Origin of the sequence: Deinococcus alpinitundrae, from assembly GCF_009982895.1 — a bacterium.
GTDB classification, from domain to species: domain Bacteria; phylum Deinococcota; class Deinococci; order Deinococcales; family Deinococcaceae; genus Deinococcus; species Deinococcus alpinitundrae.
In genome coordinates this window covers 12,542-37,476 of sequence record NZ_WXZL01000029.1, presented here as the reverse complement: position 1 = coordinate 37,476, position 24,935 = coordinate 12,542, and the positions used below count along the sequence as shown (strand labels likewise).

22 protein-coding genes and 1 pseudogene are annotated in these 24,935 nt (G+C 60.3%); 11 read left to right on the top strand and 12 right to left on the bottom strand.

All coding sequences use genetic code 11. From position 1 onward, the window contains the following. A partial coding sequence (locus tag GUI70_RS19060; RefSeq protein ID WP_161883902.1) for a hypothetical protein occupies positions 1–761 on the bottom strand: 761 nt, incomplete at its 3' end. 319 nt (positions 762–1,080) lie between these two features. Continuing rightward, positions 1,081–1,518 (bottom strand): hypothetical protein, encoded by a 438-nt coding sequence (locus GUI70_RS19055; RefSeq protein ID WP_161883901.1) that lies wholly within the window; start codon positions 1,516–1,518, stop codon positions 1,081–1,083. A 362-nt stretch (positions 1,519–1,880) separates the two neighbouring features. Here GUI70_RS19055 and GUI70_RS19050 point away from each other — a divergent pair, with 362 nt between their 5' ends. Genes GUI70_RS19050 through GUI70_RS19040 form a run of 3 tightly spaced genes read left to right on the top strand, consistent with a single transcriptional unit; the run spans position 1,881 to position 3,042 of the window. Beyond that, positions 1,881–2,324, top strand: a complete 444-nt coding sequence (locus GUI70_RS19050) for a hypothetical protein (RefSeq protein WP_161883900.1) — start codon at positions 1,881–1,883, stop codon at positions 2,322–2,324. Next, the gene (locus tag GUI70_RS19045; RefSeq protein ID WP_161883899.1) at positions 2,321–2,500 is read left to right on the top strand and encodes a hypothetical protein; all 180 of its coding nucleotides are present in this window, start codon (positions 2,321–2,323) and stop codon (positions 2,498–2,500) included. Before GUI70_RS19050 ends, GUI70_RS19045 begins: the two co-directional genes overlap by 4 nt. After that, entirely contained in the window at positions 2,497–3,042 is a 546-nt protein-coding gene (locus GUI70_RS19040; RefSeq protein WP_161883898.1) for a hypothetical protein, read from the top strand. Before GUI70_RS19045 ends, GUI70_RS19040 begins: the two co-directional genes overlap by 4 nt. Positions 3,043–3,547: 505 nt before the next feature. Here GUI70_RS19040 and GUI70_RS19035 read toward each other — a convergent pair. From GUI70_RS19035 to GUI70_RS19025, 3 genes are all read right to left on the bottom strand, one after another. Continuing rightward, positions 3,548–3,760: a helix-turn-helix domain-containing protein gene (locus GUI70_RS19035; RefSeq protein ID WP_161883897.1), complete on the bottom strand. Its 213-nt coding sequence runs from the start codon at positions 3,758–3,760 to the stop codon at positions 3,548–3,550. 275 nt (positions 3,761–4,035) lie between these two features. Beyond that, positions 4,036–5,037, bottom strand: a complete 1,002-nt coding sequence (locus GUI70_RS19030) for a HAMP domain-containing protein (protein ID WP_161883896.1) — start codon at positions 5,035–5,037, stop codon at positions 4,036–4,038. 687 nt (positions 5,038–5,724) lie between these two features. Then, positions 5,725–6,225, bottom strand: coding sequence for a GNAT family N-acetyltransferase (locus GUI70_RS19025; protein ID WP_202630523.1), 501 nt, complete (start codon positions 6,223–6,225; stop codon positions 5,725–5,727). A 216-nt stretch (positions 6,226–6,441) separates the two neighbouring features. On the opposite strand from GUI70_RS19025, the gene GUI70_RS19020 reads away from it, so the two are divergent. From GUI70_RS19020 to GUI70_RS19010, 3 genes are all read left to right on the top strand, one after another. Then, positions 6,442–6,984: a terminase small subunit gene (locus tag GUI70_RS19020; protein WP_161883895.1), complete on the top strand. Its 543-nt coding sequence runs from the start codon at positions 6,442–6,444 to the stop codon at positions 6,982–6,984. A gap of 71 nt (positions 6,985–7,055) precedes the next feature. After that, a complete protein-coding gene (locus tag GUI70_RS19015; protein ID WP_161883894.1) occupies positions 7,056–7,811 on the top strand; it encodes a winged helix-turn-helix domain-containing protein in 756 nt (251 codons plus the stop codon). A 50-nt stretch (positions 7,812–7,861) separates the two neighbouring features. Beyond that, positions 7,862–8,845 carry a hypothetical protein gene (locus tag GUI70_RS19010; protein ID WP_161883893.1) on the top strand — a complete coding sequence of 328 codons (984 nt, stop codon included), beginning with the start codon at positions 7,862–7,864 and terminating at the stop codon, positions 8,843–8,845. 259 nt (positions 8,846–9,104) lie between these two features. Here the strand turns inward: GUI70_RS19010 and GUI70_RS19005 are convergent, their stop codons facing one another. After that, positions 9,105–9,416: a hypothetical protein gene (locus GUI70_RS19005; protein ID WP_161883892.1), complete on the bottom strand. Its 312-nt coding sequence runs from the start codon at positions 9,414–9,416 to the stop codon at positions 9,105–9,107. A gap of 959 nt (positions 9,417–10,375) precedes the next feature. Between GUI70_RS19005 and GUI70_RS19000 the strand changes: the two genes are divergently transcribed. The 5 genes and pseudogenes from GUI70_RS19000 (at position 10,376) to GUI70_RS18975 (ending at position 20,325) form a co-directional block, all read left to right on the top strand. Continuing rightward, positions 10,376–10,825 (top strand): VOC family protein, encoded by a 450-nt coding sequence (locus tag GUI70_RS19000; protein WP_161883891.1) that lies wholly within the window; start codon positions 10,376–10,378, stop codon positions 10,823–10,825. Positions 10,826–11,623: 798 nt separating this feature from the next. Continuing rightward, positions 11,624–14,449 carry a bifunctional diguanylate cyclase/phosphodiesterase gene (locus GUI70_RS18995; RefSeq protein WP_161883890.1) on the top strand — a complete coding sequence of 942 codons (2,826 nt, stop codon included), beginning with the start codon at positions 11,624–11,626 and terminating at the stop codon, positions 14,447–14,449. 313 nt (positions 14,450–14,762) lie between these two features. After that, positions 14,763–17,411 (top strand): PAS domain S-box protein, encoded by a 2,649-nt coding sequence (locus GUI70_RS18990; RefSeq protein ID WP_161883889.1) that lies wholly within the window; start codon positions 14,763–14,765, stop codon positions 17,409–17,411. A gap of 263 nt (positions 17,412–17,674) precedes the next feature. Further along, positions 17,675–18,876, top strand: a pseudogene (locus tag GUI70_RS18985) (GGDEF domain-containing protein). Positions 18,877–19,203: 327 nt separating this feature from the next. After that, positions 19,204–20,325 carry a diguanylate cyclase gene (locus GUI70_RS18975; RefSeq protein WP_161883886.1) on the top strand — a complete coding sequence of 374 codons (1,122 nt, stop codon included), beginning with the start codon at positions 19,204–19,206 and terminating at the stop codon, positions 20,323–20,325. A 47-nt stretch (positions 20,326–20,372) separates the two neighbouring features. Here GUI70_RS18975 and GUI70_RS18970 read toward each other — a convergent pair whose 3' ends face one another. The 6 genes from GUI70_RS18970 to GUI70_RS18945 all read right to left on the bottom strand — a co-directional run bounded on the left by GUI70_RS18970 (position 20,373) and on the right by GUI70_RS18945 (position 24,425). Further along, complete coding sequence (locus GUI70_RS18970; protein ID WP_161883885.1) at positions 20,373–20,576, bottom strand: hypothetical protein; 204 nt, start codon at positions 20,574–20,576, stop codon at positions 20,373–20,375. A gap of 14 nt (positions 20,577–20,590) precedes the next feature. Next, on the bottom strand, positions 20,591–20,914 hold the full coding sequence (locus GUI70_RS18965; RefSeq protein ID WP_161883884.1) for a hypothetical protein: 324 nt from the start codon (positions 20,912–20,914) through the stop codon (positions 20,591–20,593). Positions 20,915–21,135: 221 nt separating this feature from the next. Continuing rightward, positions 21,136–21,435, bottom strand: a complete 300-nt coding sequence (locus tag GUI70_RS18960; RefSeq protein WP_161883883.1) for a hypothetical protein — start codon at positions 21,433–21,435, stop codon at positions 21,136–21,138. A gap of 223 nt (positions 21,436–21,658) precedes the next feature. Beyond that, positions 21,659–22,798, bottom strand: coding sequence for an HD domain-containing phosphohydrolase (locus GUI70_RS18955; protein WP_237725037.1), 1,140 nt, complete (start codon positions 22,796–22,798; stop codon positions 21,659–21,661). A gap of 161 nt (positions 22,799–22,959) precedes the next feature. Then, positions 22,960–23,271: a hypothetical protein gene (locus GUI70_RS18950; protein ID WP_161883882.1), complete on the bottom strand. Its 312-nt coding sequence runs from the start codon at positions 23,269–23,271 to the stop codon at positions 22,960–22,962. Between the two features lie 95 nt (positions 23,272–23,366). After that, positions 23,367–24,425, bottom strand: coding sequence for a GGDEF domain-containing protein (locus tag GUI70_RS18945; RefSeq protein ID WP_161883881.1), 1,059 nt, complete (start codon positions 24,423–24,425; stop codon positions 23,367–23,369). Positions 24,426–24,935: the final 510 nt, after the last annotated feature.

The window sequence follows — 24,935 nt, the reverse complement described above, 5'->3', positions numbered from 1 at the left end:
TGCGTCCTGGCATTGAGGCTCCTTCGCGCTGTGAGCAGCCTAGCGGCTGGTCTGGGCGAAGTGGCTTGGCCGTTGGTCCGCTCGAGGGGGTTCATTCCACCCAGGCGAACGACCTGCGCAACGAGTGCTACAGACACCGTGGGTTCTGGCACCGTGATCTGGACGCCCCGGGCATTCCAGCCAGCCGAGCAGCGCTGCCAGGCCTGATCGGTGGCAGGCAAGACCCGCAGCGCTTCAGCCGCGCCCGACTGCTCAAGCTGTCGCTTCTGAGCTGGCGTGGCCCCCAGGAGCAGCCACGCGCCAGTCAGCGGCAGCGGCTGCGTCTGGAGCAGCTTTTTAATGGTTTGGACTTTGCGGCCTTGTTCCGGCCACAGCGCCGTCATCAGAAGAGTGGCCAGGGTCAGGCTCACCTTTCCACCGGGCCCCTGCCAGTTTCCCAGGGCTTGGCGGCTCAGAATGACCACTGGCAAGCGGTCTGGAGCGGGCCACGCCGCGGTGAACGTCAAGCTGGCCGCATTGTCGCTGTCTCCCTCAGACCACTTGAGTTCCCAGCCGCCGTGCGATACCCGCCACAGCACGGCGCCAGCAGGCTCGGAAAAGGTCCAGCCCTGGGCACGGGCAAATCGCCGGATGGATCCAGCCGCCTGCAACGCCCTGGCACGTTCCTGAACTCCCCGGCGCAGCGCCCAGATGAACAGGCCGCCGAATATGGCCATGGCTGCGCCGATGCCCCCCAGTCCGGCCACCGCACCTGCGCTCATACCAACAGCCTAAGGAGGTGGCCTGACGCTTTTGGGACAAGGCCGATAGCCCACCGAACGCGCTGCCGCAATTCCACTACCGGGCCAGCGAGGACTTCCACCTGGTCGTGCTCGCCATCGTCTTTCTCAACCGGGCCAGCAAGCGCAGGCTCGTCGACCTGGAGGCTTGAAACCATGACACCAAATGACATCGGGACCATGCAGAAAAATGCCATAGTCCAGCCCAGCGAAATCCCCCGTCTCACCCCACCTTCGCGCTATGTCAGCCCGGCGGAGGCGCGGCCAGTGCAGGAAGAAAAGCCCCGCTGGGCAGCGCCCGTCACGATGTCCTCGACTTCCTTCGGGCTTTGGCCGCATCTGCGCCCGCTTTTACTCTGTCCAGTTCTGCTCTTGTCGGGACACCTGGGAGGATCTTCGCGAGTTCCTCCAGACGGTCTGCGGCGCCCACTGGAGAGAGTGGTATCTCCGGGGCCAAGCCTTTCTGTTTCAAGAACTCAAGGCCCGTCCGAGCCGAGTACGGCGGAAGGCAGATCGCCGACACACGGGACTTCGGAATGACCATGAACGCCATTTCCTGCACGATTCCGCTGATGGCGATCGCCACTTCTTTGAGGACCAGCAACTCGCTCACCGTCACGTTCCAGAACTTCGCCGCGTTTCTGACGGCGTCGTCGAGGTCCTCTGTGGCGTCTTCCCGTGTGGCTGGAAGACCGTGCACCAACAGCCCGTCAATGAGGTACATCGGTTTTTCGTCCATACACTGCACCTTCCTGCCGCGTAGCCTAACCTTCCTACCGCTTAGCCTACACGGCTCAGGTCAGATCATGACGCGGCAACAAATCGCCTCCGCGAGCACTGCTGGGCGCTCAAGCGGAGACAGCGGCGAGTCTACAACAGCTGAGGCGCAGCCGTGAGCGCCGTCGCAATCGTCGAGATCTGGAATATCCGTGTCTCTCTGCCGGATCGGATTGACCCTGATGACGAGGACGCGGTCAGGGCCTACGTCCGCTCGAACCTGAGCCGAGTTCGGGAAGCTGCTCAAGACTGCGATCCAGCAGACGTGCTGGTGTCGGCCGTGACTGAGGGGGGTACGCCATGACACGGCAGCAAAAAGCCTCCGTGAGCAGCGTCGCGTCGCGCTCAAACAGAGGCAAAGACGAGTCTACTCTCAAGAAGAAGCCTGTCAACTCCAGGCGCAAAGGAGCCGATGGCGAGCGCGAGTTCACCCGTGCTCTGACTGACGCCGGGTTCCCTGCCACACGAGGCCAGCAGCACGCGGGCGGTGCAAACTCGCCAGACGTGCGCTGCGAGGCGCTGGCCTGGATTCACTTTGAAGTGAAGCGCATGGCCGACTGCAAAATGTTCAGCCCTGCCCAGATCAAAACGTGGGAGGCACAGGCCAGACGGGACGCGGGACCGGACAAGTTGCCGGTCATCGCCCACCGCTGGAATGGGCAATCGACGTGGTGGGTCCGCATCCTGCCCAGCAATGGCCACATGCCCTACTGGCAGTTCTTGAGCGACTTCCTCATGGACGCGGTCGGCGGTGGGCGGCTCGCATGACCAGCTTCGCTGAGCGCTGGCCACTCACGACCCGGCACACCCTCGACGTGCAGAAGCGCCGGAAGACCCTGGAAGCTCGAGCCCGCCTGGTCGTCGAGCCTTTACCGCCAGTCAAGCCGAGCAAGGGCCGCAAGCTGACCCGGCGCAAGCGCAAAGCGCTGAAAGACAAATCATGACCCTGACCCTGGAGGCCCACCTAATGACACAACCCAAACAGCGCCGTCGCTATGTGGCCAAGTCGCGCGGCATCAAGCTTGCCAGCCAGGGTCAGCTGGCGCGTGAGCACGCCGAAGCATGGCTCAAGATCATCCGCAACTGGGAAACCCGAGCGGCCACCGTGCGGCTCCCGAAAATGAACTACGCCGCTTTCCGCCCTGATCCCGACTTCTCGACCCTGGGTGAAGCTGGAGTCGCCGACTCCAGGGTGCTGAACACACCGGCTGGCGAGATCTACGAAGGCCGTCTCGCCGACAAGATCAGCGAGTGGGAGCGTTCGCCCGTGCCCGAGCAGCGCCAAGTCGGGCAGGTGTTGCATAAGCTTCGACATGGCAGCGGCCCAGCCAGCCTGCTGCGTGATGGCGGCTGGGCGTCCCCACGTCAGCGTTCTGCAGCTATCGGGGTGGCCCTACTGACTTTGGCTGCGACGTTTGGTGATGAGGCGGCAACCCACTACCTGCCGCTTTGTCGCTCGGCAATGCGATCTGGGGGGCTTGATTAGACTGCGAGTTTTTCGTTATGATTTGATAAAGTTCAACCCGTGGTCGGAAAAAGCATAAGCGCCCTAAGTGGGCGCTTTTTTCATAACCGCATGAACCTACGGATTTCTCAGAGTGATGTCTTCAGCTAGCGCGAGGCCCAAGTAAGCTCGATGGGCATTGAGTAGCAAAAGGTAAGCCGTTTTCCTGCGACTGGCCTCATTATTGAGTGATGCTAATTTCTGTCGCGTGAGTTCGTACTCCTGCTCTATTAATTCTCCTACGTGAGGGCCTTTTACCACGACCTCTTGGGTGTCGTCGTCAATTTCTAGTCGTGCCCCCAAATTTAAGAGTTGCTTCAGTTGGTCCGAAGCATGTTCATCGACTTGAAGTAGAGATATAAATTCCTGATTTTCCATTCCTCACCCTACCAAAGGAGGTGTTCGCACTCATGTCTGACAAGCCATCCAAGACTGCCGAAGAGCTGGGTGCGGTTCTGCAGCCGCGCCACCGCAGGTTCGTCGAGGCTTACTTCACCCGGTAAATGATTTCTATTTCTATGTCCAACGCCTCAAGGAGACGGGGCAATAACGGACTGGGGTTGATCGAGTGCTCCTCGTTAATGAGTCTAATCAGCATATTTTTGTGCGTTCCCATTCTGGTTGAAAGGTCATCAACTGTGATTCCTTTCTTGGCAAGGGCAATCTCCACGGCAGCTTTGAAGCTCGATTCCTCGCTCATGGCCATATGTTAGTCCCCGCAAGAAGCACTGGTTGGAGTCCCATCAACACCAATACCCGCAAGGCGAAAGAGGCGAAGGCGAACTGGCCGGCGTCGTAGCCGTCCCGTTTCAGCAGAGTAGACCCCGCCCGGCAGCAGCCTGGGCACGGGCGACGGTGAGGACTGAGCTGCAGTTTGGGAATCCAGGCGGAATGGCAACAGCACCGAGCAGTGATAGCGAGTGCCAAAGCCTGATCCGGTTCGAATCCGGGCGTTCCCTTTTCTCTTTGCTACTTTTAACCCTCAGGAATCAAGGTGCGACCTGCGCCTTGCGCCCGGCTACGCATCTCCTTTGCTTTGTCTTTCAAATTACGGAAGTTGTCCGTCTCCACGATCTCCTTGACTTCCTTAGCTTTTCGGGCGCCGTCAATCTCAATACGCAGGCTTTGCACTTCATGTTTTAGGGTTTGCTCACGTTTATGAACCTGTTCCACCATCTGTGCGAAGACGGCGCCCAACGTGCTGATTTCATCGCGCAGCTGAGAACGTTCGAATTCAGCGAAGTTACTCGTGTAGTCGCCATGGCCCACGCGGGAAGCCATGCTCGTCAAGCGGCCAATCGGCTGGGTCAACAGCGTGGAAACAAAGTATACGAAAGTAAACGTTACCATGTAACTGACCAGGAAGACTAGCCAGATCTGATCTTTGATCGCCTGCTGAACCTTTTGGACGTGGGTCATATTGAATATCACGCCTATACCGCCCACCATGTCTCCCTTAGAATTTGTTATTGCCTTGGAGCCCGTTACAGTAACAGCGCCGTTGCTGTCCTTATAGGGCGTGAGGTTCGTACCGCCGTCACTGGGTGGGGCTTTGAGTTCCGAGAGCTTATACGTCTTCATGAAGATCGTGGCGTGCTTCGGATCAGTCTTTCTAAGTGGATCACCGACTATTTGATACTCGGTGCGGCTCTTCGGCAAGACGGTATATGACACTTCATCCGGTTCAATAGTGTGCAGTCCTTCCAGCCATGCCTGTTGTCGCCGGTAGATCGGGCTGTCAGGTGCAGAGCCAGCAGGAAAGCGCAATAGTTTCTCGAAGTCGTCTCCATTGATGCCTGATGCAGTAGCCGCGAGGTATGCTTGAACGTAATCATCTAGCTGGGCTCTAGCTGTATGGGTCGAGAAGGTATAAAACCACCAGAATATGGCAGTGAATACCAGAGTGAAAATCAGGGAAAACGACAGTAGCAACTTCAACCTCAAGCTCATAAACAGGTTGCGTTTTTGGATTCCCATAACCATCTCCTGAGGGCCTTCGACGTCTAGACGTTGAAAGCTCCGAACAAATCCCCGCGAGTCCTCATGTATAGGAAGGTGAAGGGTAACAACTCAGCATGAAAGAAAGTCGAGGAAGAAGGATGTCCTTATAAAAATGCTACCTAGACCCTTGTAAGCAAAGACACTTCAACGTGGTTTCTAGATTTCACTTATCTACCAGGAGATGGAACGCCTTTCTAGCGTCCCCCTTGGGCTTCTTTTGCCAAACTTGGTTTTAGCTGTGGGCTGATCGTAAGTCTGACCGGACTGCGCGAGCCGCACTTCCAATTCGCAGATGGGCGCTTGGAGGCATTCACAATTCGGGCAGGTCACGTCCGAGATGCCCTCACCGTACCCTATTTTGCTTAGCTGCTTGATCTTCAAGATCAAAGACGTACTTCCCGACACCATTGACAGAGACGAAGTATTGCTCTGTCGAGCCAATGTCCATGCCTGATCTTTGCCAAGTCACGGCTTTGCTCCTTATGGTGTACACCTTCGCGTCTTTATCCACTCCTCAGCCTAAAGGAGGTGTTCGTACTCATGTCTGACAAGCCATCCAAGACTGCCGAGGAGTTGGGTGCGGCCCTCGCTCCGAAGCACCGGAAGTTCCTCCAAGCCGCTCTCGGTATCGCCGAAGGGCAACGGCTTTTCCGCTGATGCCGATCAATCGTCAAGCCGGAAGAGAATCTCGACCACTTCTTCACCTCGTCCGTTCGCATAACCACGCGCTCGGTCATATTCGGCGAATCCACACTTCTTCAAAACGCGCTGAGAGGCGACATTGTCAGCCACAACGCGTCCATGCAGAGGCCGCTGTCTCTCAAGCAAGAGGAGTTGATTCAGTGCGGTTGTTGCCACACCACGGCCCCAAAATGCCTGATCAATCCAGTACGTCACCTCGCGGTCCCCATCGCGGTCAAAGGCTCCAATCTCTCCGGCGACCTTCCCGTCAACCAGAATCGCGAAAGCGCTGACCGAAGGGTTGTTGCGGATGCGCTGCCAGTGACCATCAAAGGCCGCACGGTCGAATGGATCTTCCGAAACAAAAGCGGCCAGGTATCGAGCCTGAGGGTCCTGCTGGTGGGCAAACAAGACATCGAGATCGGCATCCTGAACGCTCCGGAGTTGCACATCGAGATTGGCTGCCTGGTATCGCGTCATCATTCTTGCCCTCACTTTCTCCTGGATGCTGGCCGTGTTGCCTCGATCATAGCCATGAACCTGAGGCATTGTTTGTCGGCCCGTACCCCGGCGTGGCCGAGGGCTGCGCTCGAGGAGATCTCTTCGCCGGTCTCCCACAGGGAGAGGAGGAGATCCCTTCCCCCAGCCTCAGCACCCACAACAGCGAGGCTCGGGCTTTGACGTACCAAGAGGAGGTGAATGATGCTGACATCGAAGAAACCCAAAAGTTCTCGCGCCCCTACCGGGCAGAAATCTGACAGCGCGGCACGGATGGAGAAGTTCTGCGTCGCCTACTTCGCGAAGGCCAACGCGACGGAGGCGGCGATGAAGGCTGGCTACACCGCGAGATCTGCCCAAAGCACGGGGAGTCGCCTGCTATCAACCGACATGGTCAAGTCACGGCTTCAGGAACTTGCCAGAGTCCACGCTTCTTCTCAGGTGGCGACGGCCCAGGAGCGCCGCGAGTATCTGACCCAGGTCCTGCGCGATCAGCTCAAGGACATCGCGACGGGCGGCAAGGAACTGGACTTCATCAGAACGCCAATCCCAGTCGCTGAGCGCACCCGTGCGGCGGTGGAACTCGCCAAGATGGACGGCGATTACGCCCCGATCAAGCTCGACATCAAAGTCACCGAGTACGCGAGAAGTTGGCTGGAAGACCTGTTCACCGTGCTCGAAGAATTCCTACCTCCGGAGAACGTGGGCGAGATCGCGGCCCGGGTGCGGCGGTTCGATCCATGACGGCCCGTGAAGCCTCCCGGAGAAGGGACGGGCTTTCAAGCCCTCCGAGCGCTCGCCGATGGAGTCTGCTCATGAATGACCAGCAGCAGCAGCCCGCCCCACCGCTGACTCCCGGCACCCGGCTGGACCGGGTCTACCAGGTCCTTCGCCGCCACCCCGGTGTGCCCCAGTGGACCAGAACGGTGGCGGCCGAGCTGGGCTTGGCTTCCAACGTCTGTTCCACGTATTTGACCGCCCTCTGTGCCAGGGGTCTGGTGCAGGTCCATCGTCTCAGTCGTTCAGAAGCGGTGTACTGGGTCGGAGACTGTCCAGCCGAGCGGATGCCCACAGCACGAGCACGCACCGTTCTTCACCGGGCGCAGATTCATCACGCCCTGCAGACGCAGCCCGGTCGCCCCTGGTCTACGGGTGAGGTTGCTCAGCACCTGGGCTTGCCCGCCTGGGTGTGCTCCGAAGCGCTGCGCCAGCTTCACTGCCAGCAACGGATCAACGCCTGCAAGCTCACCCCGCGCCGGTCTGCGTACTGGTGCGGCGAGTGGACTCCGCCCCCTCCCGTCAACCCTGCGCCCCGTCCGGTCAACCCTCAACGCACCCCAGGCACCCCGGCTCCCCACCTGAGACCGGGGAGCCAGATGCACCAGATCCACCTCGTGCTCCAGGACCTGCCGGGCATCCCCATGCGGGCCCGCGAGGTCGCGGACGAAACCGGTCTGGGCCTCAAAGCGTGTTCGGTGTACCTGGGTCGCCTCTGCCGCCTGGGGTTAGTGCAGTCCAGCCCGATCAACCGTCGTGACTTCGAGTACTGGGTCGGCGAACGCCAACTTTGATGCCAATCTTCACAACCTTCCCCTCCCAAGTTCTCCTGACAGGTGATCCTTTGATCCCAGATGCCCAGATACCCACCCTCACCCCTTACCGAGCGGCCGCTGCCGTATGGCAGCGGTATCAAACCCGTGCGCTGAGTGCCCAGGAGGCCCACGAAGCCTTGGCGTTGTTGCTCGAACAGACCCACCCGGGCACTGAGGAAGCCAAGGCCATCACCCAGTGGCAACAGACGGCCGAGCGTGCGGCGATCAGCCGCGCCACCCGCTTACAGCGGTACGAGCGGTCTCAACTCAAGGCGGCACAGGGCTTGGCCGCTCAGGACGGCCAAGCCCTCGAGGGAGACGCTGCCCTGGCTTATGTGCAGCAACCGTTCGCAGGCCCTCGAACGGTCCCACCTGAGTTCACTCAGGCCGTCGAGCGATGGGAAGCGAACGCGATCGTGCAAGCGCTCTGGGGACTGGAGCAGGGGGAGCGCCGATGGAAAAGCCTGGCGGAGAAGGTCAATCACCTGCTGGCCATCCGGCTGGGCCAGCAGGCTGCGGGTGCCGGCAGCCAGACGAACGTCGACCTGGGCGCGTACCTCGACGTCTGGATCCCAGCTTGCCCGTCCATACACGCGCCGGAGAGTCGACGCCGCCTACTGCGAGCGGACCTGGACAAACTGCTGAGTGACTGGGGTTTCGACCGGCTGCGCGAGGTCAACGTGCTGATCCGGCAACTGGGCTTCGAACCGGGTGAGACGCCGCTGCTCACCGAACTGGCGGCAGGGTATGTCCGCCCGAGTGCCCAGCCGCACCTGGCCTGGGCGTGGCAGGGCTATCTGGAGCGGTCGCAAGTGAGCAATGTGTTTGCGCTGAACGTTGAGCGCCGCTCGCTGAACCGCGCCTCTGGCGTGAGCAAAGCCCTGGCGGAGGTGGCCTTGCTGATCCATGGCCTGACCCGCTCGATCGGTCTTCCCACCTCAGATGAGACCGACGCTGAAGCGCTGCCTGACGCATCCCAGGAGTGTCGAGAGACGATGGAACGGGAGGCCTAACGTTTAAAAGAGTCGGGAGAGAGAAAGAGAAATCCGCTCCCATAAAAAAGCTGCGCCCAGACAGCGAAAAACCCACGGGCCAGCACGGTCAGAACCTGACAAAACCTGACATTGAAAACACACCGTTTCATCGCTGCTCTTCGGCAGCCCTGCGAAGACGTGCAGGAGCGTGAGGAAGGCGCGCTCAGCGGCGCTTAAGCGAGTGTGCAGCGGGTCAGAAATGAGGTGAAGCGTTCGCAGTGCTCGACGCCTAGGATCGTCACAGGCACGTCACCATCATTCGCCGGAAGGAAGCGAAAGAGCGCCGCCCGAGCACGCCTTCGAGCTTCCGCCGTGACGCTTCCGGCCACACGTCATACAGCGCTGCGTCTTCCGGTAAACACCACTTTCCCCCACCTCGGCCAGCGAAGCCCAGCCAGGTCACGCGGCCGGCCCGTCGTAGGGACCGCAGCGCCCGCCGGGTACTTTCCTGGCTGGTCCCGGCGTGCAGGGAGAGGGTGAAGGTGTCGAGCGCAGCAACGCTCAGCACGTCCAGAATGGCCCGCTGTACCCGCCCCGGTCCTCTGCTCATGGCCTGAGTCTAGCCGCCCGCCGGAACCCCATGACCGTTGGGTGTTTCCGCAGTAACGGAACACTTAGAGGGAACGTCAGCGCAGGCTCGAAATGGCAAGAATTGGCGCACCTGCACAGCCTCGAAACCTGGCAGATGTGGGGCCAGTGGGCCGCATTCCAGCATCTTCCTTCGTCGGAGCCGGGGCGCACTCTCCGGCAAGCGGTTGGAAAGAATAGGAAAGCTGCGCCCAGACATGATCGAAGCCAGGTCAAGAGGGTGAAAAGAGCCTCAAACTTTCCGATCTTTTCCAGACTTTCCACGTTTGAGCCACACCCTGCCGCCCGCTGGAACCCCATGCAGAGTGCATCTTTTCGCAGTAGCAGAACACTTAAAACAGTCGGAGAATCCCGAAATATCGCGTCTGGATGGACCTGTAGAGGCACGGGGCTTCCCTGTGTGCAGACTTTCGCCCTTCGCCGCTCGAAGTGCGCCGGTAGGCGAAAGTTAGGAAAAAAAGAAAAATCCGTACCCAGACAGACTCAAGGCCAGGTCAGACGCGAGAAAAGAGCCTCAAACTTTCGTTATTCTTCGCCGCGTTTTTCTTGCTTTACAGCGCGGCGTCTTCGAGCAGCACGCGGGCCAGCGCCTCAGACAGCGCCCAGACCGCCCGGGCGCGGGAAAGTCGATCTTCCTTGGCTGTCGTTAGATGGCAAGGCAGAAGGGACACACGACCAGCTGATCATCGTGATCACCAGCCTCAGCAGCGAGCGATGGGCGGCGAGGTTCAACGGTGGAGCGGGTCGAAGTCATCACACGAGCCCCTCTGCCCAGCAGGCAGGCAGCCTGAGCCGGTATCTACTGGGTGGCTCAGCTGGCTGCTGGGGCTGCTAAGGGGGTAAGTCTGGGGGCTATGCCGCCTTAGAGGGGGGTGGGCTGATTTTTGTGCGAACTTATCCTGGTTGCGAAAAGGAGAGATCATGACCGTCAAGCGTATGGATAACGTCGGCATCGTGGTTGAAGACCTGGAGGCCGCCATTGAATTCTTTACCGAACTTGGCCTCAATCTCGAAGGGCGCGCCCCCATCGAAGGCGCCTGGGCAGATGGCGTCACTGGACTTCACCATCAGCGGGTTGAAATTGCCATGATGCGCACGCCAGACGGTCACAGCCGTCTCGAGTTGTCACGACTCCTCGCGCCGCCTGTAGTTGCCGATCACCGCAATGCCCCGGTGAACGCGCTCGGTTACCTCCGTGTCATGTTCACCGTCGAGGACATTGACGACACGCTCACCAGGCTCGTTAAGCGCGGTGCACACCTCGTCGGCGAGGTGGTTCAGTACGAAAATACGTATCGACTCTGCTACATCCGGGGGCCCGAAGGCATTCTCATCGGGCTCGCCCAAGAGCTCGGGCAACACACTTCCTGAGTGGTTTCACCGGCTCCTACAGCGGCAATGCCTAAAAATGCCACGGCAGAGCCGTTTGTGGAGCTGGAGCGCCCGGCATGACTGGAAATGACATGTTTTTTCCCGGGCAAATCCCGGTCACTGTCGAGCACCTAGCCGCCGCGCCGGTCCCAGCTCCAAGTGATCTTCCCAGGGATTCCATGAGAGGAATGACCGGAAATGACCGGGTACCTGCACGCCCTGGAAGTCGCCAGATGAGAGAAATGACTTCTTTTGACTCCCTACCTGCGCGAAATGCCGAGGGCGTGTCTCCACCGAATGTCACGGGCGAGTCTCGCTCAACGCCACAAGTCCGCAAGTCAAAGCCCCCTGCACCCGCTTCGGCGGTCGTGCAGGGGGCTTTTTATCATCGGAGATGCTGGGCGATCAGGACTTGATTCTGATGCAGCTCGACGCCGGGCATCCGGTATCGGTGAGCGCAGTGGTGAAGGTAGGGAAGGGAAGTGATCTGGCCCAGGTAAGCTCAATGCCCTCTGCGCTGCCTCGGGAGCAACCCCAGAGGGCATTTTCATTTGCCTTTTAAGATGACCCGACTTGCTGAGCGTTCCCCTGACCTTCACACCTTCTTCTCTTCCTCTCGGTCCCACTTCTTGAATCAAAAGCTACGCATGCAATTTTTCTGTTATGTCTTTATTGCTAAATTCAGTTTGTGAAGACTTTTGGTTTCAGGTCAGACAGTGTATGTCCTAATACAAAGTCGATACTCTCAGACCGCTGCGAATACTCTATCTCTAAGACGTATCCAAGAAAAGAAATGTAATGGCCTTAATCTACGATCAAACCACCCTCCAATTACTAAACGATTGCTTTTTAGATTATTGCCATTCGCTCAAAATCAGTGAAGCGCAATTTACCCTGACATCCGTGCCGGGCCAGCCCAATCTACACTGGACAGACCACTCAATAGCCCAAAAACGAGCGGCCAGGGAACAGTTCACGACTGAATCACTCCAAGGATTCGTCACTGTATGGGCAGACGAATCAAGCGCCGTTGATCTCGCTCGTGGGTTGGTGGTGTTGCTTCAGCGGGAAGTGACTGCGCTCTCCCGACAGCAACGTCTTCAGACGTCCCATGATCAACTGAGCGCCGTCGTTCAAACAGCGCCGCTCGGCCTTTACAGCCTGACCCTTGAAGGCCTGGTCAAATGCTGGAATACAACGGCGTCAACAGTCCTGGGATTGCCAGTCTCCGATCCATCCAAGCCGGCAGTCTTGCCGGACGCTCAGCTCGGCGCCGCATTTCAAGCGCTGCGGGAGAACACGGCGGTACAAGGTCAGTCTCAGCAACACGTCGAGCGTGTTCAGCTGGATGGCTCAGCCCGCTCGCTCGAGCTCACGGCGTCGCCCATGCTGGGCCACCCTGACGGGCAGGCGCTTGTGGGCGTGGCCCGCGAAATGACGGTCAGTGAACAGCAACTGCTCCATGCTGAGCGGCAACGCAGCCTGCTCGAGTCGGTGCTGGCCTTTGCCAACGACTCGGTGCTGATCACCGAGGCTGAGCCCCTGGATGCCCCCGGACCACGCATCCTGTATGCCAATGAAGCGTTTACGCGCACCACCGGCTACACCCTGGAAGACGTTCTGGGTCAGTCCCCCCGAATCCTTCAAGGCCCGAAAACAGACCGGGAAGCGCTCAAGAAGCTGAAAGCCGCCCTGAAGGCCTGGCAACCGATTGAAATCGAATTGGTCAACCACCGCAAAGATGGAAGTGCGTTCTGGGTCGAGCTGAGCATCGCACCAGTCGCGGACGCCAACGGCTGGTACACCCACTGGATTTCGATTCAGCGTGACGTGACTGAGCGCAAACTTTCAGCGCTTCAGCTTGAGCGCACACGCAACGAGGTGCTTGAACTGGCCGCGCGTAACGTCGCACTGCCGGACGTACTGACAAGGTTACTCAACCTCGTGGAAAACGAGTTCGCGCAGGCACAAGTCGCAATTCTGCTCAGTGAACCGGGGACTGAGCAACCCGAACTTTATCTCCAATCAGGCGAAGCGCTCAAGAGCCCCTGGGTGACGCCCCAAAATCTTGACGTCATGCTGCGCGACACAGCTAAAAAGCCCGTGTCGCTGCACACTGCTGACCGCAGCGCGCAGTGGACGGCCCATGTCGAGCGGCTGACCCGCAGTCAAGGCAATGCGCGCGGAGTGATTGCTCTGGTGACATCCTCGCCTGAACCACTTCAAGCAGATGATGAGTTTCGGCTGACCGCGGCAACGCAGTTGGTCAACCTGGTCATCGACCGATACGATGTCCAGCGCGACCTGGAATACCAGGCCCTGCACGATTCACTGACTGGCCTTCCCAACCGCCTGCAATTTTCCCGTGATCTGGAACTCGGTATGCAGCGCTTTCAGGAAGGGCAGCTCCACGTGGTGGGCTTGATCGATCTTGACCGGTTCAAGCTGGTCAATGACACCTTCGGGCATGGTGCAGGAGACCGGCTCCTTCAGGAAGTGGCTGGCCGACTGTCGAAAATACTGCGGCCTCAAGATCGTCTGGCACGCATGGGCGGCGATGAGTTCCTGTTCATGTTTGCAGGCTTGAGCAGTGAAGCTCAGGTCGAACAACGGAGTGCTCAGATCCTCCAGGTGCTCGAACAACCATTCATGGTTCAGGGGCAGGAGATCTTCATCCGGCCCAGCCTGGGATTGAGCTTGCCTCTGAAGGTAGGGCAGACGCCTGAGGAAATGCTTCAGCAGGCGGACACGGCGATGTACGTCGCCAAGCGGCGCGGGGGTGGCCTGGCACGGTTCACGCCGGAGATGTCCAAAGGTGCCGCGCCGATCACGCTGGAAAGTGCGCTCAACCGCGCCCTGGAGCGCGACGAATTCGTGCTTCACTATCAGCCTCAGTTCGATCTTCAGACCAGCGAATTGGTAGGCGTCGAAGCGCTGCTGCGCTGGCAGCACACCGAGCTCGGACTGGTGCCACCCAACGACTTTATTCCGCTGGCGGAAATGACGGGGCTAATCGTGCCGATCGGCCGTTGGGTTCTTGAACAGGCCAGTCGGCAGATGGCCATCTGGTCAGCGCTGAGGCCACGCTTGAAGATGGCGGTCAATGTCTCGGCACGGCAATTCACGGATCAGCATTTTCTCGAGGATGTGGCCGGGATTCTGAAGTGCAGCGGCTTGCCGGCCCACCAACTGGAACTGGAGCTGACCGAAAGTCTGTTGATGCAGGCGGCCGAGGCGACTGGGATGCTCAAGCGCCTCAAGACATTGGGTGTGAAAATCGCGGTCGACGATTTCGGGACTGGATATTCGAATTTGGCGTACTTGAGCCGTTTCCCGATTGATCTGTTGAAAATTGACCGCTCGTTTGTTCAGGTGATTGCGCAGGGCAGTCCAATGGCGACACGGGACGAAGCGTTGCTGAATGCCATGATCGGCCTGGCGCACGCTTTGGACATGAAGGTGATTGCTGAAGGGGTCGAGGAGCAGGGGCAGCATGATTTCTTGAAAAGCCGAGGCTGCGATCAGGTCCAGGGCTACCTGCTTGGACGTCCTCAGCCAGCAGAAATGATCACCGCCTTGTTGAGTGCACAGCTAGAATCGGGGCTGGCAGTTGAACGGATATGACGTGAGCACAGTTGACTGCCACCAGTCCACAAGTTGAAGCCCCCGCCCTGGCCGATGCCGGGAGCCGGGGCTTTTTGTGTTGTGGACCGTCTGCCCCCAAGACGCGCTCCACCCCAGCCTTTGATGCTTTCCTGTGCTCGAACTCGCTCCTTAAATCACACCAGAGATTTGGGCACCGCGCCTGAACAATGTGGCCGGAGACACTAGTGCATAGTGGTGGAAGTGTTACACAAACGAACCTTTTCTAAGTAAATATGTAACTGACTGTTTATCCACTTGAAATTGAACTGCGCCGATCACCGAGGAGCACACCGTGACCCCCAGACTTACGTCGGCACCAGACCCCCAGCTGCTAAGCCATGCCATCGCAGCGTACAGCGTCGGCATCGTCATGACCGACGCCCGTCAATCCGATCACCCGATCGTGTACGTCAACCCGGCTTTCGAGCGACTCAGCGGCTACGCCGCTGACGAGCTTCTCGGGCGCAACTGCCGCTTTCTGCAGGGTTCGGACCGCAACCAGCCGGGGGTGCAGGAGATCCGGCAGGCGATGGCCGAGCAGCGCAGCACGACTGTCACCCTCCGCAACTACCGCAAGAACGGCACGCTGTTCTACAACGAGCTCAGCCTCAGTCCGGTCCACGACGCTGCCGGCACCCTGACGCATTACCTGGGCTTCCAGAACGACGTCACCGAGCACCATCAGGCTCAAAAAGAGCAGCGGTCCAGCGAGGAGCGCTTTACCAAGATCTTTGAGGCCGCCCCGGTCGCCATCGTCGTCTCCCGAGTCAGTGACGGCCACTACCTCGACGTCAACCCTGAGTTTCTGCGCCAGAGCGGCTATAGCCGGGAGGAAGTGATTGGGCGCACCGCACTCGAGCTGGGTTTATGGGTCAAGCCGCTAGAACGGGCCGAAGTCTGGAACCTGCTCCAGGACCAGGTGAAGGTCCGCAATCGGGAGATGCAGTTCCGTCAAAAGTCGGGACAGTTATGGGACACACTCACATCCTTCGTGGCCGTGCCGATCGATGGAGAAGCCTGTGTGGCCACGTTGATTCAAGACATCACCCGTGAGAAGCAGGCCCAAGGCGTCCTGGCAGAAAACGAGGCGCGCTACCATCAGACCGCGGTCCAGCTGCAGCGCACCCTGGACCTATCGCTGGACATGATCACTTCGATCGACGCCAAGGGGCGCTTCGTCACGATGAGCGCTGCATGCCAACACGTGCTGAGCTACACCGCCGAAGAGCTGATCGGCCGCTTCTACTATGACTTCGTCCATCCGGATGACCGGACCATAACGACGGTTGAGCACCGCAACATCACCGCAGGCCAAGCGGCGACGGCTTTCCAAAACCGCTACCTACGCAAGGACGGGACGGTGGTGTGGTTGGAATGGGTCACGGCGGTCCTCGCCGACGACCCCCTGCTGTATTGCGTTGTCCGCGACATTACCCAGCGCAAAGCTGCCGAGGAGGATCAGGCGTTCCTGGCCTCCATCGTCGAGGCCAGCCATGACTCCATCGTCGGGATGGACTTGGGTGACACCATCCGCTCGTGGAACGCTGGAGCCGCGCAGCTGTACGGCTACACGGCGGCTGAGGCCATCGGTCAGTCCATCACCCTGATCATCCCGCCGGAACTGCACGCTGAGAGTGCCCAGATCTTCAGCAAGGTGGTGCAGGGCGAGCGGCTCGAAGCGTTCGACTCCTTGAGGATTGCCAAAGACGGCCGCCAGATCCCCGTGGCCGTGATGGTCTCGGCAATCATGAATGCCGCCGGCGAAACCGTGGGACTGGCCAAGATCACGCGCGACATCACAGCGCTGCAGACGGCCGAAGGTCAGGTTCGTAGCCTCAATCAGCATCTCGAGCAACAGCTGCGCCACGTTACCGGCCTGCGGGAGATCGATCAGGCGATCGCCTCGACGCAGGAACTGTCGGTGACGCTGAGCATGATCATGGACAACGTCGCACAGCAACTCAGTGCCGACGCCGTCACCCTGCTGCTACTCGATCCGGATACCCTGAGCCTCGAGTACGCCGGCACCTGGGGCTTTGCCACGCCATTGCAGGGATCTGCGGTACGGCTAGGCAGCAGTCTAGCCGGTGAGGTGGTTCTGAGCCGCAAGGCCATGAATGTGCCGGACCTGCAAAGCACCCTGGTCCCACCGGAGTGGCGGGAAATGCTGACCAGAGAGCGGCTGATGGCGTACTACGGCGCGCCGCTCATGTCCAAAGGCAAGGTGCTGGGCGTCATCGAGGTGCTGCACCGCGAACCGTTCGAACCTTCGGCGGCGTGGCTGGAGACCTTCGAGATGCTGACCGCCCAGGCGGCCATCGCGGTGGACAATGCCCAGCTCTTCACCGAACTGGAGCGCAAGAACCTGGAGCTGCGGCTGGCCTACGATGAGACCATCGAGGGCTGGGCACACGCGCTCGACCTGCGGGATAAGGAGACCGAAGGGCACTCCAGGCGCGTGACCGAGATGGCGGTGGCGCTGTGTCGGCAGCTGGGGGTCGTGCCCGAGCAACTCGTCCAGGTCCGGCGGGGTGCCTTGCTGCACGACATCGGCAAGATGGGGATCCCAGATGCAGTGCTGCTCAAACCGGGGCCACTCACCGACGAGGAGTGGGTCCTCATGAAAAAGCACCCGGAGTACGCGGTGAAGCTGCTCTCGCCGATCAAGTTTCTGCGTCCGGCACTGGACATCCCGCAGTATCACCACGAGAAGTGGGACGGCAGTGGCTATCCGGCAGGTCTGAAAGGCCAGAACATCCCGGTGACCGCCAGGGCGTTCGCGGTGGTGGACGTCTATGACGCCCTGACCAGCGACCGCCCCTACCGCCAAGCCTGGAGCAGGGAGAGGGCGCTGGAACACATCCAGACGGGGGTGGGCAGCCACTTCGATCCTCAGGTGGTCGAGGCCTTCCTCCAGCTGCTTCAGCAGAGTGCGCCGTGAAGCCTCCAGAATTCCCAGTCAACCCTCTTCCGCCGCAAGCCGACGTCACGGCGCAGCTCCAGGTGGCCTTACGCCGTGCTGATGACGCGGAGGAACGCGCGGCTGTGGCGGAAGAGCGCGCGATTCTGGCCGACAAACGCGCCGATGACGCAAACGCCCGGGCCAACCTCACCCAGAAGCCCGATGTCACTGGCGATCCCCTGGTCCTCAGCGGGCCTGGATCCAGACGCCTCCCGCAGTTGACCCAAGCTGACCAGATCCGGATGCGCTTCGGAATGGCGCTGCGGAGCGTCCAGGGAGGGATGCTGAGCGCCGTGCGCTTCGGTTCACCAAGAGCCCGGACCGCCAGGGAACGGGGGCTTCTGGAAGCCACGACCAGAACCTTGAGGCAGGCGGCTCAGCGGGCACAGCATTCTGAGGAGCTCGACCAGGCCGTACGGTTCTCCAGGGCCCTCGTTCAGGTCGCCCGGCTCACCGAAACCCCGATGAGTCTGTACGACACTGCCCGGCAAGCGGCCGAGATCATGGCGGGTCCAGCTGGTCTGGACCTCGCCGTCCTGGTCGAGGTGGACGGTGAGGTCGTCACCCACCAGGTGCACTACAGAAGCGCTGCGGTGTCCGCAGCGCTCGTTGACCTTCTGGAACAGGGGCTTCCCCGAGCGCAAAGCCTCGCTTGGCACAGTCTTCAGCAAAACGAGGCCTTGTTTATCGACCAATATCAGGACAGCTCCATGCGGATCGAGGCGTTGGTCAACGAGGCTGTCCGGGCGCTGGCGTTCATTCCATTGACAGCAGGCGATCCGGGTAGAGGTCTGGCACTGATGCTCGGCCGCGTCGGGGATCCGAAGCCCTGGTCTGCAAATGATCGCGAACTCCTCCTCACGGCGGGCCACAGCGTCCGGTTGTCACATGAACGTCAGGGCTTCATGGAGCGTTTGCGAGATGCCGCCCTGACCGATCCGCTCACCCGGCTTGGGAACCGCCGCGCCTTCGATGAAACGCTCGACGCCGCGATCAACGCCAGCAAGCGGCACCTGTTTTCGGTGAGCATTCTGAGTCTCGATCTGGATGGGCTGAAAGAAGTCAATGACCAGGGCGGTCATGCACAGGGTGACCGTACCTGCAAAGCTTTGCACGCGCCCTGCAGGGGGCATTGCGGCGTGAGGACCTCCTGTTCCGGGTGGGGGGCGATGAGTTCATCGCGGTTTTGCCGCACACCGGTCCTGAGGGTCTCCAGGCGGTGCTGCTGCGGGTCCGGGAAGCCATGGGAGAGGTTCGTGCACTCGGTTTCGACCGGGCGAATGTGAGTGCTGGAATCGCGACCTACCCGGCGGAAGCCATGACCCTGGGAGAGCTTGTCCGGTTGGGTGACAAACGCATGTACCAGGACAAACGTCAGCACCACGAGCAGGTTGCGGAGCGGCAGATGCCAGCAGCCTCAACGGAGCCTAAAGCGCATGAGTAGCTTGGTTGTGCAGGTGTGGTGTCTTGACTTGACTTGCCGCATGGACTCAGCGTGGCGGGCGCAGGCGCTGCGGGCCTCATTGGCCGTCTCGAACCAGCCGAGATCGTCTAGGATCTCGCTGGTGTTCGAGACGATCAGCTGCGCGGGGCATAGGTTCAGGATAGAACAGACGAGAACCCCCACCTTGGCCGATGCCGGGAGCGGGGGCTTTTTGCGTTGCCTTCATTCGGATGGGCTTGCTCGCCTTCGTCTTCTCGAGCTTCGTGTCAGCAGCGTGTAAGACCAGCACGACAACTATGCCCGCAGAACCACTGACTCGGAGGGACCATGCTCAACACGCTCGATCAACTGGCCATCAACTTGGCCCTCCTCATCAGCTTGACCTTCCTGACGAGCTTGACGTACACCGCTGAGCAAGCGAGTACTATCTGGCACACCGTCCTCCGGGTCGCCATCAAAATGGCAACACCGCTGATCCTGCTGGCCCACACGGCCACCCTCGCGCCAGGGTTGTTCTTCGATCTGAGAACGGCACCGATTGCTTTGGTCAGTTTGCGCAGCGGCCCGCGGATGGGGTTTCTCGTCGCGCTTCCCGTGATGCTTTACCGGCTGCAGTTGGGTGGTCCTGCGGTGGTTCCGGCGCTGGTCAGTATCGTGCTGGTTGTCCTGATCGCTTCGGCACTCAGAAGCTCCAGCAGCTCTTCGCTGCAGTTGCCGATGGCCCAGACATGGTGGATGCCGCCGGTGATCTTCGGCCTGGCCAACCTTACGACTTTCTGGGCCTTCGCGGCGACGGGCAAGACCTTCCTGGAGGCACTGCCGATCTATCTGCTGTTTGCCAGCATGAGCGCCCTGGGAACGGTCCTGGCCAACGGCGTCACCGCCACCCGGTTCAGTCTGATCGGCACGAGCGAGAAGCTCCAACGCCTGGCGTTCACCGACAACCTGACGGGTGCCTTCAACCGGCGTCAGTTTGAAGCGGACCAGACCCACTTCGCGTCAGGCACCTTCGTCTTGCTGCTCGATCTCGATCACTTCAAGCAGGTCAATGATGTTCATGGTCACGCGGTGGGTGACCAGGTCTTGCGGCAGACGGTGCAGGTCTTGAGTGAGCAACTCCGGCCCGGGGACCGTACTTACCGGCTGGGCGGCGAGGAATTCCTGGTCGTGCTCAACGACTGCCCGGCTTCATCGGTGGGCATGGTGACGGAGCGACTGCATCAAGCGGTGGCCAGAGACGTGGGGCGGCGGTGTGGGTTGCCAAGTGGGGTCACGTTCTCGGGTGGTCTGGTGGCCTGTAAAGGGACTCAGGCACAGATCCTGGAACGTGCGGATGCGTTGCTGTATCAGGCGAAGAATGCGGGGCGTAACCGGGTGATGAACGAAGCTGGTCTTGGGGGGAGTGTGGGACTGGGGAAGCAGCGCGGGCCAAAAGCACCCTCAGTCTGAAACAAGCCCCCTGCAGTTTGCCTCAGCGGTGGTGCGGGAGTTTTCGTTCACTCCTCGAGTGGGTCCGCTTCAACGTGGTACGCCTCGTCTTCGTCCTCGGCGACCCACAACCCATCTGGGCTGCGCTCCCAGATCAGCATGTGCTCGACGTACTTCCCACAGGCGTTGCGGGCCTCGTTGGCCGTCTCGAACCAGCCGAGGTCGTCCAGGATCTCGCCGGTGTTGGCGTCAATGAGCTGTGCGCGGGGCATGGAGAGAGGATAGGTCAAGGAGAGAGTTTTCCTCCCGGCAGCTCTCCTTCGAGGTCCCGCACTTTTTCGTACAGGCTTAACTGTTGTTCGTAATCATCTTTGGATATTTCGAGGGAGAGGAGATGAAGTTCCCAGGCCCGATCAAACCATCCACGCCAGACCCCAGGAGATGCACGGTGACGCGGCCGCAGCTTCTCAGCGGCACGCTGTCCCACTTGTCCGATACGGCGTCCTAAGCTGTCTTCGCTCCGTGTCAGCTCCATAAAAACTCTTGTTTTCTCGTACAGCCGCTCAGGGCTGAGCAGCAGGGGTATGCGGTCGGGTTCAGGCGTGGTCATATTTGGGCGGCTCCCGCGGTAGTCCCTGGGACGAGATTCAAATGAAGTTGGGTGAGGGAGCACACTTGAACTTCTGCCCCAGTCTCCGTCAGCACGGCACACCGCTTCGTCATGAAGAACCGATTGTTGTCATTCTCCCAAAGCTTTCGGGGGCTCAGAATGAGGGGACTGAAAATGGACAACAGGGCAGACGCACCTGTTGTCCATCGAAAGATGCGGGCCTACCGAGCGTCGATCACAAAGCCGAGCCCTGCTTCCTCCTCGCTGCTCAGGCCCAGGACCAGCGCATCCAGCCGACCGAAGTAGTGTCCCTGCGCCTGCCGCTGGGCTTGCAGGTCGTCCTCAGTCGGCACCAGCACGATGGGGCCGGACAGCGGGTGGCAGACCTTCAGGTCCATCCCGATCGCCAGACTGCCGGTGGTATTCAGGGGCAAGCGTTCGTGACCGTCATCGTTGATGATCACCTCGTGGTTGTGCAGGCCATGGAAGGCCGGGCTGAGATACTCGATGTCCCCGCCCACCGCCGCTTGCAGGGCCTACAGACGCTTGCCGGAATCGGCGGGCAGCTCACGCTCCTCGCACTGGCCACTCGGGTGCAAGACGATGAACTTCATGCCGCCCACCCGCCGACCATCAGCCCCAACTGTCCGTAGGCGTACTCGCGCACCAGGTCGCGCTCTTCAGAGGCGATCATGGCCAGACTATTCCAACCTCCTTACGCGAACGGCGGCAGAGCCGCGTCAATCAGTCGTGCCGTTCTGGAAGGGCGAAGAAGGCACCGACCACCTGCGGATCAAAATGCCGGCCGGACTGGGCTTCGATCTCAGCACACGCTTCAGCGTGTGTCCAGGCCCGTTTATAAGGCCGCTCGCTAATGAGCGCGTCATACACGTCGCACAGGGCAAAAATCCTGGGAAGCAGATGAATCTCCTCCCCGCGCAGTTGTTCGGGGTACCCCTGACCGTCCCAGCGTTCATGGTGGTGTAACACCACCGCCAGCGCCTCGGACGGCAAAAAGCCCAATGCGCTGGCAAACTGGTGACCGATCTCCGCGTGGGTCTGCATCAGCGTGAATTCCTCGGCGCTGAGTTTGCCGGGCTTGTGCAGAATCTGATCGGCAATCGCGATCTTGCCAATGTCGTGCAAGTAAGCGCCCCAGCGCAGCGACTGCGTCTCATCCGTGCTGAGCTGGAGTTGCTCAGCCAACCGGAGGGCCATCTCGGCTACCCGATCGGTGTGCCCCTGGGTTTCCCGGTCACGCGCTTCGAGAGCCAAACCCAACGCCCGCAGCGCCGCTTCGCGTGCGTTGCTCGCTTGTTCCTCAGCGGCCAGACGCACGATCAGTGAGGCAATCGCGCCTGCAACGCTGCTGAATAGCCTCACTTCCGCTTCGCTCCAAACATGCGGCACGAAGGTATGCATCAAAAAAGCGCCGAGGAGTTCGCCGCGTTTGCCCACGACCGGTGCGGCGGCCAGGCTCACAACCCCCAGTTCAGGAAAACCTTCAGTCTGAGGCTGAGCGGCGGTATCGTCGAAGAACATCGGTGTCCGCCGGGTCAACAGGGCGCGCATGAGTGGGGTGTGGGCAGGGAGACCGTGGGCGGCGATGGCCTGCATCCCAGAGGCGCTTGGCAACTCGCCGGCACCAGCGCGCACGTGATAGTTCAGCGCCGCAGAGGTCCCCTCGACCTTGGCCTGAAAGTACGCGGCGCCCACCGCAGCGGTGTGGTCGATCAGTTCGTTGAGGGTGGGCTCGACGCCTGAGGCCAGATCGGGGGCTTCGAGGGCCAGCTGCATCAACCCCACAATGTCGAGGGAAGCCAGCTCCCGGCTGTCAGAGATCACCATGGGCGGCGTCGGGGTACGGACAAGATCAGTAGTCATAAACAGGTCACTCCAGCGGCAATTGATGAGACGAGATCCAATTGAAGTGAGTGATGACACGCACCTGATCTTCTCCCTCATTGTCGGCCGCGCGGGCCGACAAATTCGTCACAATAACGACCCTCCTACTGCTTTCACCCGCTGAGCATGATCTGTGGATCTCACTCGCTCAAGTAGTCTTCCGGCTCGATGCCTTCCATCACCAGGGCGATCTCATCCCCAATCTCCGCGCGCAACTCCTCGGCCTGGGTCTTGTCCGGCTTCCAATTCTCGAAGCGGATCTCCGCCTGACGCGACACCAGCACTCTCATCTCGAAGTCCGGGTGCTTGTCGCCTGCCCAGATTTCCAAGCCCTCTTGCAGGAACGCGGCCATCTTCTCGCCGTCCCACTCGCGCACGTGCGTGGTGGCCTTGCCGGTCTTGGTCTTGATCGGTGCGGGTGGAACGAAACGGATCAGCACAGTTCTGGGCATGGCGTAATGGTAGCAGGCTTACTCTTCAGGTGGGTCCGTCTCGACCTGGTACGCACCATGTGCACACGCTCAGACATCAGACCTTCAAAACGTCCTTAGGTCAGTTTCAGGCGTGGAGAGACGGGAACCACACCACCGTAGACCACAGCCCGATCGCGGCCAGCCGATTTGGCCGCATACAGGGCTCGATCAGCGCGGGCCAGCAAAGCACTGAACGCCTCGCCACGCCGGACACTGCTCGAACCGATACTCACCGTGACCTTCAAGCCGTGTGGCCACGGCCAGGCGCGAAACTCCGAGAGCAGCTGCTCGGCTCGAAGGCGCGCGCGTTCAGGCGTCGTCCCCGGCATCACCACGATGAATTCCTCGCCGCCCCAGCGCCCCACCGTGGGGGGCCTCGCGCCGACTTCAGTGACGCAGTTGAGCAGCACCTGCCCCGCTGCGATCAGGACCTCATCGCCCACGCCGTGACCGTACTGGTCATTGATCCGCTTGAAATGATCAAGGTCAACCAGAAAGATGGAGCCGTTTTGACCTTGCGCTGCGTCTGCTAGCAGCGCCTCCACCGCCGGATAAACGGCATGACGATTGGGAAGCCGGGTCAGGGCGTCCGTGAAGGCCATCTGGCGCAGCAATTCCTGAGTATCCGTCTGGCTGGCGTACTGGCTGCGAAACCACGCCAGGCCCCAGATCAGCACGACCACGATCACGGCATTGAACTGCACCCGCAGGAGACCGGCGGCGTAGCGGCTGACGTAACTTCCCGGCAAGACCCAGGGGAGTAGGAGGACCAGGACCACGAAGGCCAGATTGAACCCGGCAGCGCGGCGCGGCGGCAGCGTCAGAAAGGCCAGGATGCACACGCAGACCAAGGCCCAGTAGGGGCCGCTATTGGGGTAAGCGCTTTGCACCTGCGGCCCCAGGCTGACCAGGACCACGTGGATGATCGTCGCGGTGGCCAACACCCCAATCCCGGCCAGCTCAGCGATCAGCAGCGACCGCTTGGTCAGCAGCCACCATAGATTGAACAGGCCCAGGACGAAGAGCGGCGGCGCGACGTAGAGCAGGTAAGGTTCTTGCAAGTTCAGGAGTCGCTGCAAGGCAATGCCGAATCCCATCAGCAGCAAACCGCAGCACACCGCGGCGACATACAACCGCCTCCGAACCGCCTCGCCATATGGATCTTGGATAGGTAGGTGAAGGGCGGATTCGGGGATCATTACTCCTCAAGATAAGCACAAGGAACTTGCGGGCACCTGAATCGGACATCACGAAGGCCATACTGACCCGAACTGTTTCCAGGCAAGGCGGACAACAAAAAGTGACCGTGGCCCGCATTCAACAAGAGGAGAGGTCTGCCCCTGACGCTCGCCCCGTAGCTTGGGAAAGGGGATGCCGCAGAGCGAGCTGGCGAAACGCCTCAGGAGCACGATGACTAGGACACACCTTAAGCAGCGCAGCCTGCCATCCTCGATGCCCTCGGCCTAGAGATCGTCATCCAGTCGAAACAGCGCTGACCAACCACCAAAAGACTTAGCCACAAGCCCCTACTCAAGCCTGTGGCTAAGCCTCTCCCCTCCCCTACTGGCTTCCATGCGTAAACGAGAAAGCGCCGAACGGCCCCCAGACGTCGTTCGGCGCTTTTTTAAGGAAAGATAGAAAAG